Source organism: Vibrio sp. AH4 (genome assembly GCF_030710545.1).
Classification (GTDB): Bacteria; Pseudomonadota; Gammaproteobacteria; order Enterobacterales; family Vibrionaceae; genus Vibrio; species Vibrio metoecus.
Map to the genome: position 1 here is coordinate 2705033 of NZ_JALAIV010000001.1, position 14989 is coordinate 2720021.

Below are 14989 nucleotides of genomic sequence, written 5' to 3' on the forward strand. Positions count from 1 at the left end.
ACAACACACAAAAACATTTATGGAAATTATTTTTTTTGCGATCGCAGTTAATGAAGAAAATATTTTTTAATGAGAATCTACAACTGGAAATGTGAACGTTTCCAAGCCTTACATTCGATGGAGACTTGTCAATCAAATGACTTCACAACGAGTAAGAGCACCGATTCACAAGGAAACAGATTCTAATATAAAGGGAGTAGATATGCGTTTCAAAAACGTAAAGAAAACCGCTTTAATGCTTGCTATGTTCGGTATGGCGACAAGCTCAAACGCCGCACTTTTTGACTATAACGCAACGGGTGACACTGAGTTTGACAGCCCTGCCAAGCAGGGATGGATGCAAGACAACACGAATAATGGCAATGGTGTTTTAACCAATGCAGATGGAATGCCCGCTTGGTTGGTGCAAGGTAATGGAGGGAGAGCTCAATGGACATATTCTCTCTCTACTAACCAACATGCCCAAGCATCAAGTTTCGGTTGGCGAATGACGACAGAAATGAAAGTGCTCAGTGGTGGAATGATCACAAACTACTACGCCAACGGCACTCAGCGTGTCTTGCCCATCATTTCATTAGACAGCAGTGGTAACTTAGTTGTTGAGTTTGAAGGGCAAATTGGACGCACCATTTTGGCAACCGGCACAGCAGCAACGGAATATCATAAATTTGAATTGGTATTCCTTCCTGAAAGTAACCCATCCGCTAGCTTTTACTTCGATGGCAAACTCATTCGTGACAACATCCAGCCAACGGCATCAAAACAAAATATGATCGTATGGGGAAATGGCTCATCAAATACGGATGGTGTCGCCGCCTATCGTGATATTAAGTTTGAAATTCAAGGCGACGTTATCTTCAGAGGCCCAGATCGTATACCATCTATTGTAGCAAGTAGCGTAACACCAGGAGTAGTTACCGCATTTGCAGAGAAACGTGTGGGCGGTGGCGACCCCGGTGCTCTGAGTAATACCAATGACATTATCACTCGTACCTCACGAGATGGCGGGATAACCTGGGATGCCGAGCTTAACCTCACTGAGCAAATCAATGTCAGTGATGAGTTTGATTTCTCCGATCCTCGGCCTATCTATGATCCTTCCTCTAATACGGTTCTTGTCTCTTATGCTCGATGGCCGACCGATGCCGCACAAAACGGAGATCGAATAAAACCATGGATGCCAAACGGTATTTTTTACAGCGTCTATGATGTTGCATCAGGAAATTGGCAAGCGCCTATCGATGTTACCGATCAGGTGAAAGAACGCAGTTTCCAAATTGCTGGTTGGGGTGGTTCAGAGCTGTATCGCCGAAATACCAGCCTAAATAGCCAGCAAGACTGGCAGTCACACGCTAAGATCCGAATTGTTGATGGTGCTGCGAACCAGATACAAGTTGCCGATGGTGGCCGAAAATATGTTTTCACACTGAGTATTGATGAATCAGGCAGTCTGGTCGCTAATCTAAACGGTGTTAGTGCTCCGATTATCCTGCAATCGGAACGCGCGAAGGTACACTCTTTCCATGACTACGAACTTCAATATTCGGCGTTAAACCGCACCACAACGTTATTCGTTGATGGTCAGCCAATCACCACTTGGGCTGGCGAAGTATCGCAGGAGAACAACATTCAGTTTGGTAATGCGGATGCCCAAATTGATGGCAGACTGCATATGCAAAATATTGCTCTCACACAACAAGGTCAAAACCTCGTGGAGTTTGATGCTTTCTATTTGGCACAGCAAACCCCTGAAGTAGAGAAAGACCTTGAAAAGCTTGGTTGGACAAAAATTAAAACTGGCAACACCATGAGTTTGTATGGGAATGCCAGCGTCAATCTGGGACCGGGTCATGGCATCACTCTTGCTCGACAACAAAATATCAGTGGTAGCCAAAACGGTCGCTTGATCTATCCTGCGATTGTGCTTGATCGTTTCTTCCTCAACGTCATGTCTATTTACAGTGACGATGGCGGTTCAAACTGGCAAACTGGTTCAACACTCCCTATCCCCTTTCGCTGGAAGAGTTCTAGCATCCTAGAAACTCTCGAACCTAGTGAGTCTGATATGGTGGAACTCCAAAACGGTGATTTACTGCTCACTGCACGCCTTGATTTTAACCAGACCGTCAATGGTGTGAACTATGGCCCACGTCAGCAATTCTTGAGTAAAGATGGTGGGATCACGTGGAGCATGCTAGAGGGTAACAACGCCAGCGTCTTCAACAATATCAGTACCGGCACTGTTGATGCCTCTATTACTCGGTTCGAGCAACGTGACGGTAGCCATTTCTTACTCTTTACCAACCCACAAGGAAATCCGGCAGGAACCAATGGCAGGCAGAATCTAGGTTTATGGTTTAGCTTCGATGAAGGGGTGACATGGAATGGGCCAATTCAGCTCGTCAATGGAGCATCGGCGTATTCTGATATTTATCAATTGGACTCGGAAAACGCGATTGTCATTGTTGAAACGGATAATTCAAATATGCGAATTCTTCGTCTGCCTATCACATTGCTAAAACAGAAGCTGAGCTTATCGCAAAACTAAGAGCAGCTTAACGTGTTAAAGCTGATAGCACATCAAATGATGCTATCAGCTTATTTCTCGTCAACCGTTTCAAACCAGAACTCACATTTACAAACGCAATACTTATCTCTGGTAGAAATTTGCATGCCACACCACGTAATTATTGTCCAATAAGCTATATGTGGTTTGCATAAGAAGGAAGTGATGATTGTGGAGCCCGACCACAATATCCCGTTAGCCGGCCGCTTTTTTTCATGATCTAAACACAACATCTCGTCGTGTTAAAATCCCGCAGAAGCAGAGCAAGTTGCTCTCATTGTCGAGAGCCTCACTACGACTCATCTCGTACAGATCGACATTCTGTCGAAATACAGCTCCAAAACAAATAACGAATCACGGAACCATTGTGTTTATCGCCAGTTTTTCTTATCAGAATAATGGCCTAGAGTCCTTTAGATCTCGAACTCGACTCCAACCAAGTAAACCGTTGGTGTTACCAACTCGATGCAGGTACACTACGCGGCTCTGAGCAAGCAAACGCGGCAAACACTGCAGCAAGTTCAAGTCGCAAGACGATAATCCTTAATCATCCTTTTATCCTGTTTCGAGCACAACCCAATGAACCGTAAAAAGAAAATTAATCAAACATTGCAAAAACGCCTAAAAAAGCAACATGCGAAATTGCACCCGAGCAACAAGCCTCGTTATATTTCTAAAGCAGAGCACGCTAAGCTTGCCGAAGAACAAACCAATGCAGACACTGCTATCAGCGACCAACCTACAGCATAGAAATTGCGCATTACAGTAATAGATTGTGCTCAATCGGATGAAATTGACTGGCCACATCGATTAAATGTTGCGCGGTCAGTTTCGGCACACCATACACTTCCACTTTAACCTGAAACCGTTGCTGAATTCTGGTCACCAAAGGCTCAAAATCACCATCCCCAGAGACGAGCACCACGGTGTCCACTTCTTGAGCTAATTCATAACCATCAAGAGCAATACCGACATCCCAGTCTCCTTTTGCACTACCATCACTGCGTTGGATAAAAGGTTTCAGCATCACTTCAAAGCCAATACCTCGTAAAATATGATGAAATTGCCTCTGCTGCGGATCTTTGCTGGCAATCGCATAGGCATTGGCTTTAACTACCGCACGACCTTGCGTCGCTTGCGACCAGAACTGATTATAATCAAAGTGCCGCCCATAGCGTTCTCGGCACGTGTAATACACGTTTTGTACATCAACCAGAATGGCAATTTTTTCCATTGATTCCTACTTAAGTAAGTGTTGCTTCAAGAACAAAGATTGAACGCATTGTACTCTATTAATGCTTGTTACAGGACTTGCCGAGCGGACAACTCGAGTTTGTCCGAACTCATTAATAAAATATCAGTGATCTGCCTTATCGCCTGCAGGATTTTCGAGGTGTTGGTGTTATGGCTGACAAGTGATATAGGTTTCGAACCTCCATCCCACAGAAGCAACGACTTAATTTTATACCCAGACAACTTGGAGTTGCAGGTAAGCGGTAAGTGAGTGAGTCTTCATTAGCATAGGCAAACACTATGATTGGGGTGAACTAACGTAACCATACCAAAATACTCACTACCAAGAAATCGTCACGAAACTCTACATAAAACTGGCAAACCTTGGGGATGACAGCTGATGAGGGTTTTGAGTTCTCACTCAAGATAACTGGCTACATGATTCTACCAGAGGCTTAATCCCGTACTGCGACCTCAACAACGGGGTACGCAGTAGTTAGATTTTCATACTACTATTTTTATTACTTAGCGATCAGTTAGTAAAAACTCAGATGAATAGCCGAAAGCGAAATGACTCATTTCTTGAATTATTTTTAACCGTACCCATCCCACTTTGTTTAGTTTCTGACAGTGGAGCGATCTTAAAAATCAACAATCGGTTCATTGATGTTTTTGGCTATGACCTACAAGATATTCCAACCTTAAACGAATGGTGGGTGCTTGCATACCCAGAACCAAGTTACAGGGAATGGGTGCTGGCATCATGGGAAGAAGCAGTTAAATCAACAGAGCAAGAGTGTCACGATATTACACCAAAAGAGTATTTCGTTTGTTGTAAAAATGGCGACATCGTTGAGATGGAAATATCTGGTGCAAAACTTAATAATGGATTTTTGGCAACCTTTATTGATGTCACCAAACGTAACTCTGTACAGAGAGAGTTTAATCGAATGGCCATGGTGGATAACTTAACTAACCTTCCTAATCGACGATATATTTCCAGCCTTTTAGACCAGTTTCTCCTCAAATTGAAACAGGATCATGCCTTTGCGGCATATATGGTTATTGATTTAGATAATTTCAAACAAATTAATGATATATACGGACACTATGCGGGAGACATCCTGCTTATAGAAGTGGCAAAACGCATTCAGGAAGCGATTAAGCGGTCAGATATTGTTGCTCGTTTTGGTGGCGACGAATTCATTATCTTGCTAGACAGCTTTGGTCCATTGCAATCGATAGCAATATCAGAATCCCTTAGGATCGCTGAGAATGTGCTTAAGCTACTTGCTCAAAAGTATCGTTTAATTGTTTTAGATGGGATTATTGAACATGAGTGCTCGGCTAGCATTGGTATTAGAATAATCACCCCAGACGATGAGAATATGCATCTAGTATTTGAACATGCTGATAAGGCTATGTACCAAGCCAAAAAAGCCGGCAAAAATAGACTGTATCTCTACCCCCATAATCTGCCGTTATCGACGGACGACTAAAGACCCCAGAAATAGAGAATATATTTGCCGTCCAGTTTCATTTCAGCTCCAATCCAATTATTTTTGACAACCCCCCTCTTGGCATTGGTTTTGGCCAAACCAGCGCGAGAGGCGCATTCTGTGTTTGGCAAATAGGAGATACATTCGGTCACTGATCCCCTTTAAAATCGGCATACGAGTAATGAAAAGCCAGCGATGTCGGTTGACCAAACGCCATGCAAGCACTGTCACATCTAAGCCATATAAAAGTTGTCCTTGCTGATCGATACCGTGCAAGATAGACAATGCACGTTGTTTATCGATCGATGGGTAGCAGGACATCGTATCCGTATCATGCACATCCACCAGCAAAATTCGCGCTTGGTGATCCGCCGTTTTTAATGCGCGCATCTCGTTACAACAGAGCGGACATTGTCCATCAAAAAAGATCACCAGATCTGGCTTATTCATGGCTATTGACCTCAGATTCATCATTGCAATCTGTTACGCACACTCTCTTTTCGAGGATCAATCCCATTACCGCAACCGCAGCGCGTGATCGCTCAATCCTTTTGACCGTATAAACGCTCATTAACCCCATCATCGGTATTGAGAGTGGAACTTGAGTAAAAAAATTGGCCTGTACTGGTTTACCAACGATTTACGAGTGAACGATAACCCGCTACTTGAGCAAGCCTCGCAGCAAGTGGATCGCTTGATCTGTTTGTACTGTTATCCCTCGATTACGCCATTTTTGGCGCGCTACGCCCAGCAAACACAATGGGGCGAAGCCAAAAAAAGGTTTCTCAACCAAACCTTGGCTGATTTAGATCATTCGCTCAGTACGCTAGGCCAAAAGCTTTGGGTGACGCCACTTTTGCCCTATCAAGCGCTGCGCCATCTACTGACTCAAGTCGAGATTACGGATATTTATGTGGATGCAGTTTCGGGCTCAGATGAGCGTCAAGCTATCGCGCGCATTCATCAGGACTTTTCTTCTGTGCACATCCATCAGCAAGCTCTGCACAGCTTATTGAGTGAGCCGCAGTTGCCGTTTGCACTTGAGGCGCTACCGAGCACCTTTACCCAATTTCGTAAGCAAGTAGAAACGCTCTCCCTCTCTTCTGCGCCGATTGGCTATCCGCGTGTTTTACCACCCATTGAGCAAGGCTGGCAGTTGCCTTTGATGGATATTGTTACCGAGCCGAATCACAGCGCCTTTGTCGGTGGTGAGCAAGCAGGGCTGACGCATTGCCAACACTATTTCTCCTCCATGCTCCCCAGTTGCTATAAAGAGACACGCAATGGGTTAGACGGCATGGATTATTCCACTAAGTTTTCGCCTTGGCTCGCGCTCGGCGCGGTTTCGCCAAAAACCATTTATGCCATGTTGCAGCGTTATGAAGCTGTACATGGCGCGAACGATTCCACCTACTGGATTTTCTTTGAGTTACTGTGGCGTGAATATTTTTACTGGCACGCGCGGCGCTATGGCGCAAAACTGTTTCGCTTCTCTGGGATTGGCGAGAAAAAACCGCTCACCAGTTTCTATGCGCAGCGCTTTTTACAGTGGAAGCACGGAGAAACGCCCTTTCCTATTGTGAATGCCTGTATGCGACAACTGAATCAAACGGGTTACATGTCCAACCGTGGTCGACAGTTAGTCGCCAGCTGCCTAGTCCACGAACTAGGCTTAGATTGGCGCTATGGTGCCGCTTATTTTGAAACCCAGTTAGTAGATTACGATGTCGGATCCAACTGGGGCAACTGGCAATATTTGGCGGGAGTCGGAGCCGACCCACGCGGCTCGCGGCAATTCAACCTCGCAAAACAGGCGCACACTTACGATCCAAAGGGCGAGTTCGTTGCCAAATGGTGCGGAACGGATTGTGACAAGCTAAATGCTCTCGAAAATTTGACGCTCGACAGTGTCGATATGGTTGACTGGCCAATCGCCGCCAGCGCGTCTCATCTTATCCATCATCCTCATAATAAGGAAAGCTCATCATGAATATCGTGATCATCGGTGGCAGCGGCGGTATTGGTTTGGCGATGGTGCAAGAAGCGCTGAACCGTTTTAGTGAGGCCAACGTGGATGCGACTTACCATAGTACTATGCCGACGTGGCAGCACCCGCGGCTGACTTGGCATGCACTCGATGCCACCCAAGAAGCGCAAGTACAAGCCCTGAGTGAGCAATTTAGCCGAGTCGATTGGCTTATCAACTGTGTCGGCGTACTGCATACCGCAAGTAAAGGACCAGAAAAGAACCTCAATGCCTTAGATGCGGATTTTTTCCTCTACAACCTGATCCACAATGCCTTGCCTAGCCTACTGCTTGCCAAGCATTTCACCGCCAAACTGAAGCAGAGTGAGGCGGGCAAGTTTGCCACGCTTTCCGCCAAGGTCGGCAGTATTAGTGATAACCAACTCGGCGGTTGGTACAGCTATCGTGCCTCGAAAGCGGCGCTCAATATGCTGCTGAAAACGTTAGCGATTGAATGGCAACGCTCACTGAAAAAAGGGGTGGTGTTGGCACTGCATCCCGGCACGACCGACACCAAACTCTCTGCGCCGTTTCACAGCAATGTCGCCCCAGAGAAACTGTTCAGCCCCGCCCGTGTTGCGCACGATTTGATTGGTTTGATTGCAGCGGCAACGCCTGAACAAAGCGGCGGATTTTATGCCTACGATGGTCAGGCGCTGCCTTGGTAAAGCATAGGGATTAGCTAAAGGTGGATAGATACAGCGCCTCAACCTTATCGCGCGCCCATTGGGTTTTGCGCAAAAACTTGAGCGACGATTTAATCGATGGGTCATTTGCAAAGCAGTTGATGTTGATGCGCTGATGTAACCCACTCCAGCCATAATGCTCCACCAAGCGAGTGACGATTTTTTCTAGGCTTATGCCGTGCAGCGGGTTGTTAACTTGTTGGTTCATTGAGAGTTCTCTGTAAAAATTCGCCCATCATCAGGCGGTAGTTCGGGATAGGCGATAAGCTGCCGTCCCTTGATGGCGTAAAGCCGCCAATCTTACTTCAGTATCCCTAGCGCTTTCAATTTACGATCGATGGTATTTCGGCTCAATCCTAGTTTGGCCGATTCAGCCCTACGTTACTTGGTAGGATTTGAGTGTTCTACCTTCTCTCGGTTTCTTCTAGAAGCGTGGAGTGAACCAATATAACCAACACTGCAGCTTCAACTAGGAAAGAATAGAACGACAGATATCACACTTAATTGTGTGTGGTACAAATCTATAGTGAGTGAATTATTTTTGCTATTTCAGTAAAACTCCACATCCCTTAATTTTAGCTCATCAGTTAAATACTTCATGAGCAAATAAATGATCACAGAACTCACCAACGTCAATTTAATTAAAGGCAATCTCCAAGCGAACAATAAAAAAGAAGTTTTTGCAGAGCTGGCACAAATTCTATTTGAAAATAACCGAGTCAGTAGCAAAGAGGCTTTTTTAACCGATATCGAAGCGCGTGAGGCATTAAGTATCACATCAATGGATGGCATCGCTTATCCACATGCCAAAAGTAAGGCTGTGATTGAACCCGCGATTGCCGTAGGTGTGAAGCGTGAAGGCATTGATTATGATGATGAAGAAGGTATCCAACCCACTCTATTTTTTATGATTGCCTCACCTGATAACGGTGCTGATCATCATATTTATGTTCTTCAAGAATTATTCGGAAAATTTAGTGACGAGTTTATTGAAGATATTCATAACACAAAAAATGAACATCAAATTCTTAATGTTTTAATTCAAGCATAAGGCGTGAAATTATGAGTACCCTAACCGCTCAAGCTACCAATAATAGTAGCGATTATAAAAAACTCCTCAGTACCATGAAAGGTCACCTTTTATTTGGTACATCTCATATGCTGCCATTTATTGTTGCTGGCGGTGTATTATTGGCGCTTGCTGTGATGGCTTCCGGCAAAGGTGCCGTTCCTGCAGATGGCTTCCTGGCGGATATTTCCAATATCGGTATTAAAGGCCTGGTGCTGTTCCCTATTATTTTGGGTGGTTTCATAGGTTATTCCATTGCAGACAAACCAGCTCTTGCGCCAGCCATGATCTCTTCTGGCATCATGGCGGACATGGGCGGCGGCTTCCTTGGTTGTATCGTTGCGGGCTTCATTGCCGGTGGCGTGGTATTCCAACTTAAGAAAATCCCGCTTTCTGCCAACATGACGGCGCTCGGCGCGTATTTTATCTACCCTCTACTCGGTACGCTTATCTCTGCAGGCATCGTTCTATGGGGTATCGGTGAACCAATCAAGCTGTTCATGGCTTCGATGAATGAGTTCCTCGCTTCAATGGCGGGCGCATCTAAAGTGGTATTAGGTACAATTCTTGGCGGTATGACGGCATTCGATATGGGGGGCCCAATCAACAAAGTGGCCACGCTATTTGCTCAAACTCAAGTGGATACTCAACCATGGTTGATGGGTGGTGTCGGTATCGCAATCTGTACACCGCCTCTCGGTATGGCACTAGCCACGTTCCTGTTCAAGAAAAAATTCACCAAACAAGAACAAGAAGCGGGTAAAGCAGCAGCAATCATGGGTTCTATCGGCATCTCTGAAGGCGCTATCCCGTTTGCAGCCAACGACCCAATGCGCGTTCTGCCTTCGATTGTGGCGGGAGGTATTGTCGGTTGTGTGTTCGGCTTCCTAACCGATGTTCTATTACACGCACCATGGGGCGGTCTAATCACAGCGCCTGTATCAAGCAACATTCCAATGTACGTTGTGGGTATCGCACTAGGCTCACTAACAACCGCACTTATCGTTGGCTTCTGGAAACCAGTAGCTGAAGAAGAAGCAGAAGATGAAGTTGCTTCGGTTGCACCAACCCTAGCTCAAACAGCGCCAGTAGCTGGCGAAGGCGAGTACGATATCGTTGCTGTCACTTGTTGCCCATCTGGCGTAGCTCATACCTTTATGGCCGCCAAAGCGCTCGAAAAAGCAGGCGCAGTAGCAGGAATCAAGATCAAGGTAGAAACACAAGGCCAAAATGGCATTAAAAACCGCATCACTGACCTAGATGTCGCCAATGCGAAACTGGTTATCCTCGCTCACGACATCCAAGTGAAAGATGCACACCGTTTTGCCAACGCGAAAGTCATCGAATGCTCTACCAAAGAGGCGATGAAAAAAGCCGCCCAACTTATCCAAGCTTAACCCTTAAGCTCCTCCCCCCCAGAGCCCTTTCCCCTAAAGGGCTCTTTTTATAAAAACGATGACTCCTAATTTTTATTTAAAATCCAAAGCGTAATCAAAGAAGTGACCATCAACGGTAAACCACTGGATGTGTACAACACCTTCCAGCACAGCGAATTCAAAGCAGGCGGTGAACTGCACTTCGTAATGACGGCTAACAAATCTGAGGCAATGCGGGCCAACTTGGGCAAATAAAAATAGGGGGAACGTCATGTTCCCCCATTTTTATTACGCAATAAGAAAAACGCTATAGCATTTATTCATATTGATCACTGACTAATGAATCCCCAACGAATCCATTTACCTCTAGCACCTACTTGGTCACCTTCACCAAAATCGAAGCATTCACAATGGCATCCTTGGTAGTCACATCCAACACCTTGATATGTTTAAAACGTTCGGGCTCTTTGATCGCCACATCGTGAGCGAAAATCACCAGCTTGGCTCGTTGCACATCTTTGGCCGTGATTCGATTGATGATGCCGTTGGCGCCTTGTGTTTCTACTTTGATTTTCACTCCCGCCAGACAGGCAGCTTTTTCGAGTGATTTGGCGGCTAAAAAAGTATGTGCAACGCCCGATGGGCAAGAAGTGACTGCCAAAATATCCGCTTGCCCCTCTCCAACCACCGAGGTAAACGCAAGTGAATCCACGAGTTCATTTTCCTGTTCTTTGACCGTTTTCTTGAGTGCAATCACAATGAATGCCGTGGTCAATGCCCCCGCAATCGTACCAAGAATATATCCTAACTTGCCATCCACAACTGGCAGCACAATCCAGCCGCCCCAAGGGGCGTGATTGAGCACTTGAAAGAGAAAACCAATCACATTGCCAACAATACCACCCGCAATGATCGCAGGCAGCACGCGTGCGGGATCCGCCGCGGCAAAAGGAATCGCCCCTTCGCTGATGCCAATCATGCCCATAATGCCCGCCGCTTTTCCGGCTTCACGTTCATCCCGTTTGAATTTACTTGGTGACAGTAAGGTCGCAAGCGCCATTCCCAGTGGTGGGGTACAAATCGCAATCCCCACCCCACCCATTAACCAAGGTTGGGTGTTGACTTGAGTTTGGGCAAACAGCGTAGCGACTTTATTGATTGGCCCCCCCATGTCAAAAGCGGTCATCGCCCCTAACACCGCACCGAGCACTACTTTGCCGGAATCGGCCATCGAGGCCAAAAATTGATTGAGCCACAGCATACTGCTGGCAATGGGTGAGCCGATTAACCACATCACGGCACCACAGGTCACAAACGTACCCACTAATGGATAAATGAAAATGGAGCCTAACGAACTCATGCTATCGGGGAGGGTGATTTTTTTCAGTTGGCGAACCACAAAGCCGGCGAAAAATCCCACGATGATCGCGCCAATAAAGCCGGTTTGATATTGGTTGATAGCAATCCAAGTACCGATCATGCCGGGGGCTAAACCGGGTTTATCGGCCATCGAGTAGGCGATATACCCTCCTAGCACCACTGTAAACAAGGTTAACCCAGCAATACCCATCTGCGCGATATCCGCCAACACGCCCTTTTCTGGCACCGCACCGTGACCAGAAATCATCACCGACAGGGAGAGCAACACCCCACCTGCTACGATAAAGGGCATCATATGAGAAGTGCCAAACAGCAGATGTTCTTTCACACGGGCCAACCTTTGCGCCATTGGGTTCATAGGTTGGTAATCGGCATAATCAATGGCCTGGCCAGCACTCGATTGGGCATGGTATGGGCTAATAAAAAGGGCTCGTGCCTGATCAACGTTTTCTGCCGCTTTGAGCTGCTCAACAAACCCATCTTCAATCAATTTACTGGAGATTTGTGCCAACACTTCAATATGATGATGATCTTCGCCATCCGGTGATGCCAGCATAAAAAACACATCGGAAAGCTGGCCATCCTCTGCACCATAATCAATCCCTTGGCGACTGATCCCCACCACCACAGCAGGCAATGCCACTGCGGCACTTTTGGCGTGAGGAATTGCAATACCCTCTTCAAAGCCTGTATTTCCGATCTCTTCTCTTCGCCAAATATCGCTTAAAAATTGCTGCTTATCAGTTAATTTCCCTGCGTTATCGAGCAATTCAACCAGCTCAATCAGAACGTCTTCTTTGTTGTTGGCTTTCAGATCTAAACAGATGATTTCAGGTTCGATCAGATGGGTAATATCCACGGTTGTTTACCTTGCTGTTGTTGGAATAAGCATTGTCATCCTGATGCTCCTCGCGCACGCGCGTGGCTAGAGTAACGAGCAACACACTTTCAAGACACAAGACAAAAGATGCAATTACTGGATTAATGTAACATTCGATTTGAACTGTGAACTAGGTCTGCGCCGAAAACAGGGTATTTGCCAAACGCTATGCTACTATCGCCGCAAAAATAAGAATGAGGAATTTCCATGAAAATTGTCGCGGTCACCGCCTGCCCAACAGGCATCGCACATACTTACATGGCGGCCGATGCACTGACCAAAGCTGCACCAAAGTACAATGTGCAGATCAAAGTGGAAACTCAAGGCGCAATGGGTATCGAGAATCTTCTGACGCCTTATGATGTCGCTCACGCCGATAAAGTGCTGATCGTTTCCGATATCGATATCGAGCAGCCCGCACGTTTTGAAGGAATGAAGGTAGTCAAACTCTCTATCGAAGAAGTACTACTCAATGTCGACAAAGTCTTTCTCGTCCACTGCCGCTGATCTTTAGCATGATGCATGAATTCCAAGTCACTTTCTTGGTGAGTGATGTCAATGCGAGCGCCCATGTTGCCCTACCACTTTCTCGTGTCGCACGTAAGTTCAAAAGCACCCTACACATCATCAACATCACCAGAAACCGCAGTGCCGAGCTCACCAAATCCCTCGCGGTGTTACAAGTCGGGCTTCAGGATGGGGATTTATGCCAAATCACCGCGATAGGTATGGATGCAGAGCTCGCCTGTTTCGTAATTAAAGACATGCTCTCCGCGCACTACACTGTGGTCGGATCCAAAATCAACTATGAATTTTCTAGCCATCTCGCTGAGCGTCTACCACAAATTTGCCCACCGGCCGAAGTCAAATGGCACTATGCCAAAGCACACACCGAGCTCACCAAATTTGAGTGCTTGAAAGGGTTAGCTCAGCTGATTTATCCCAGCTCTCCCGATGAGTTAATTTTAGCTTTTATCAAACGCGAAGAGCGATCTTCCACCTGCGTCGCCCCCGGTATTGCGATTCCCCATGTGATGTTTCCAGACATTGAGCACATTGCGGTTGCCGTGATTAAAAATGACGATGCGATGGATTGGGCGTCTCAAATGGGCGAGGTACATTTGGCGATTGCTTTGGTCATGCCGAGTAAACCCAATCGTGATCAGATCATCACTGCGACCAATTTAACGCGTAATTTACTGTGTGATCAGATGGTTGAGCGCCTACTGCTGACACGCAGCGGCGTTGATTTACAAGCGCTACTGATGTACGCCATGTCACGCCTGTTAAATTGAGGCGCGATAATCCGTCGGTGTGCGACCAGTACGATTTTTGAAAACGCGGCAGAAGTAATTCACATCTTTAAACCCACAACGCAGCGCCACTTCATTGAGCTTAAAATTATATTTCTTGAGCATAAACTTGGCGCGATCCACCCTTACCCAAGTGATGTAATCGGCCAAAGTCATATGCCCTTGCTGGCGGAACAGCCGCGATAAATGGTTGGCAGAGATACTAAAGCGCGATGCAATACTCTCACGAGTGATCGGACGGTGAAAATTCTCTTGGATATAGATACAGATCCCTTGGTAGAGATCCTGCACTCGGTTTTGTGGCTGCTCAGTAGGTGCATTCAACATGGTCTGGGTGTATTGCAATAGAGCTTGCAGCAACAGCTCATCCATCGGTTTTTTATGATTCTCACGCGCCAATGAGCTAAGCGCTTCTAAAATATTATCGATGGCAAAGCCTGAGCGCGTTTGGATACTGTGTTTTTGGATATCGTAAAAGTTGGCTTCACCTTTGCGTTTACTCACCAAACTGAGCCCCAACTGGCGGCGACCAAACAACATGCTCAACACTGAGCAATCGGTATCCCAATTCGGCTTATTCCAACAGTTAGCGGGAATAAAAATCGCATCTCCCGCTTTGGCGACAATTTTGGTGATTTTACGATCGTGACTTTCCATTTCATTAATATATTCGCCACCCAAAACTAATTCTAACCGCGGAAAATTCACCTGATAACTGAATTCAGGTGGTGTATGAAAATCCCCCGCAAACCAAATATGATGAAATGATTCACGCTCATTGATTACCGACGAAATCAAATCATCAAATATCATATCTAAACTCTCACTTCATCACGGCACTGTTAATAACGTCAGGTATACCTCGAATGATATCGAGTCTCCATGAACAACATCACAATCAGCCACGAATGATACAATAATCTAGTTTTAGCACCAATTCTCTAGCACCACTTCCTATGTT

At 46.1% G+C, this 14989-nt stretch carries 15 protein-coding genes; 9 read left to right on the forward strand and 6 right to left on the reverse strand.

Annotation, left to right across the window (positions count from 1 at the left end; translation table 11 throughout):
* The first annotated feature begins 202 nt into the window (after window positions 1-202).
* Window positions 203-2548: an exo-alpha-sialidase gene (locus MKA69_RS12390; RefSeq protein WP_305848152.1), complete on the forward strand. Its 2346-nt coding sequence runs from the start codon at window positions 203-205 to the stop codon at window positions 2546-2548.
* A 597-nt stretch (window positions 2549-3145) separates the two neighbouring features.
* Window positions 3146-3316 carry a DUF2986 domain-containing protein gene (locus tag MKA69_RS12395; RefSeq protein ID WP_305848153.1) on the forward strand — a complete coding sequence of 57 codons (171 nt, stop codon included), beginning with the start codon at window positions 3146-3148 and terminating at the stop codon, window positions 3314-3316.
* Window positions 3317-3326: 10 nt separating this feature from the next.
* Here the strand turns inward: MKA69_RS12395 and MKA69_RS12400 are convergent, their stop codons facing one another.
* Window positions 3327-3800 (reverse strand): NYN domain-containing protein, encoded by a 474-nt coding sequence (locus tag MKA69_RS12400; protein ID WP_055027967.1) that lies wholly within the window; start codon window positions 3798-3800, stop codon window positions 3327-3329.
* A 550-nt stretch (window positions 3801-4350) separates the two neighbouring features.
* On the opposite strand from MKA69_RS12400, the gene MKA69_RS12405 reads away from it, so the two are divergent.
* Entirely contained in the window at window positions 4351-5298 is a 948-nt protein-coding gene (locus MKA69_RS12405) for a sensor domain-containing diguanylate cyclase (protein ID WP_095458529.1), read from the forward strand.
* A 57-nt stretch (window positions 5299-5355) separates the two neighbouring features.
* Here the strand turns inward: MKA69_RS12405 and MKA69_RS12410 are convergent, their stop codons facing one another.
* The gene (locus MKA69_RS12410; RefSeq protein ID WP_305848154.1) at window positions 5356-5748 is read right to left on the reverse strand and encodes a thiol-disulfide oxidoreductase DCC family protein; all 393 of its coding nucleotides are present in this window, start codon (window positions 5746-5748) and stop codon (window positions 5356-5358) included.
* A 151-nt stretch (window positions 5749-5899) separates the two neighbouring features.
* On the opposite strand from MKA69_RS12410, the gene MKA69_RS12415 reads away from it, so the two are divergent.
* Window positions 5900-7288: a DASH family cryptochrome gene (locus MKA69_RS12415; RefSeq protein WP_305848155.1), complete on the forward strand. Its 1389-nt coding sequence runs from the start codon at window positions 5900-5902 to the stop codon at window positions 7286-7288.
* Window positions 7285-7992: an SDR family oxidoreductase gene (locus tag MKA69_RS12420; RefSeq protein WP_301895971.1), complete on the forward strand. Its 708-nt coding sequence runs from the start codon at window positions 7285-7287 to the stop codon at window positions 7990-7992. Before MKA69_RS12415 ends, MKA69_RS12420 begins: the two co-directional genes overlap by 4 nt.
* A gap of 10 nt (window positions 7993-8002) precedes the next feature.
* Here MKA69_RS12420 and MKA69_RS12425 read toward each other — a convergent pair whose 3' ends face one another.
* Window positions 8003-8218 carry a VF530 family DNA-binding protein gene (locus MKA69_RS12425; protein ID WP_305848156.1) on the reverse strand — a complete coding sequence of 72 codons (216 nt, stop codon included), beginning with the start codon at window positions 8216-8218 and terminating at the stop codon, window positions 8003-8005.
* A 402-nt stretch (window positions 8219-8620) separates the two neighbouring features.
* On the opposite strand from MKA69_RS12425, the gene MKA69_RS12430 reads away from it, so the two are divergent.
* Both MKA69_RS12430 and MKA69_RS12435 read left to right on the forward strand, forming a co-directional pair.
* Window positions 8621-9061, forward strand: coding sequence for a PTS sugar transporter subunit IIA (locus MKA69_RS12430; protein WP_305848157.1), 441 nt, complete (start codon window positions 8621-8623; stop codon window positions 9059-9061).
* Window positions 9062-9072: 11 nt separating this feature from the next.
* Window positions 9073-10476: a fructose-specific PTS transporter subunit EIIC gene (locus MKA69_RS12435; RefSeq protein ID WP_000105923.1), complete on the forward strand. Its 1404-nt coding sequence runs from the start codon at window positions 9073-9075 to the stop codon at window positions 10474-10476.
* Between the two features lie 72 nt (window positions 10477-10548).
* On the opposite strand, the gene MKA69_RS12440 is transcribed toward MKA69_RS12435, so the two are convergent.
* Together MKA69_RS12440 and MKA69_RS12445 are read right to left on the reverse strand one after the other, a co-directional pair.
* Complete coding sequence (locus MKA69_RS12440; protein ID WP_305848158.1) at window positions 10549-10728, reverse strand: hypothetical protein; 180 nt, start codon at window positions 10726-10728, stop codon at window positions 10549-10551.
* Between the two features lie 100 nt (window positions 10729-10828).
* Window positions 10829-12694 (reverse strand): fructose-specific PTS transporter subunit EIIC, encoded by a 1866-nt coding sequence (locus tag MKA69_RS12445; RefSeq protein WP_305848159.1) that lies wholly within the window; start codon window positions 12692-12694, stop codon window positions 10829-10831.
* A 228-nt stretch (window positions 12695-12922) separates the two neighbouring features.
* Here MKA69_RS12445 and MKA69_RS12450 point away from each other — a divergent pair, with 228 nt between their 5' ends.
* Window positions 12923-13222, forward strand: coding sequence for a PTS fructose transporter subunit IIB (locus MKA69_RS12450; protein WP_000706150.1), 300 nt, complete (start codon window positions 12923-12925; stop codon window positions 13220-13222).
* 8 nt (window positions 13223-13230) lie between these two features.
* Entirely contained in the window at window positions 13231-14010 is a 780-nt protein-coding gene (locus MKA69_RS12455) for a PTS sugar transporter subunit IIA (RefSeq protein ID WP_000972040.1), read from the forward strand.
* Here MKA69_RS12455 and MKA69_RS12460 read toward each other — a convergent pair.
* Complete coding sequence (locus MKA69_RS12460; RefSeq protein ID WP_000575416.1) at window positions 14002-14841, reverse strand: AraC family transcriptional regulator; 840 nt, start codon at window positions 14839-14841, stop codon at window positions 14002-14004. The two genes, MKA69_RS12455 and MKA69_RS12460, sit on opposite strands and share 9 nt — an antisense overlap.
* Between the last annotated feature and the right edge of the window lie 148 nt (window positions 14842-14989).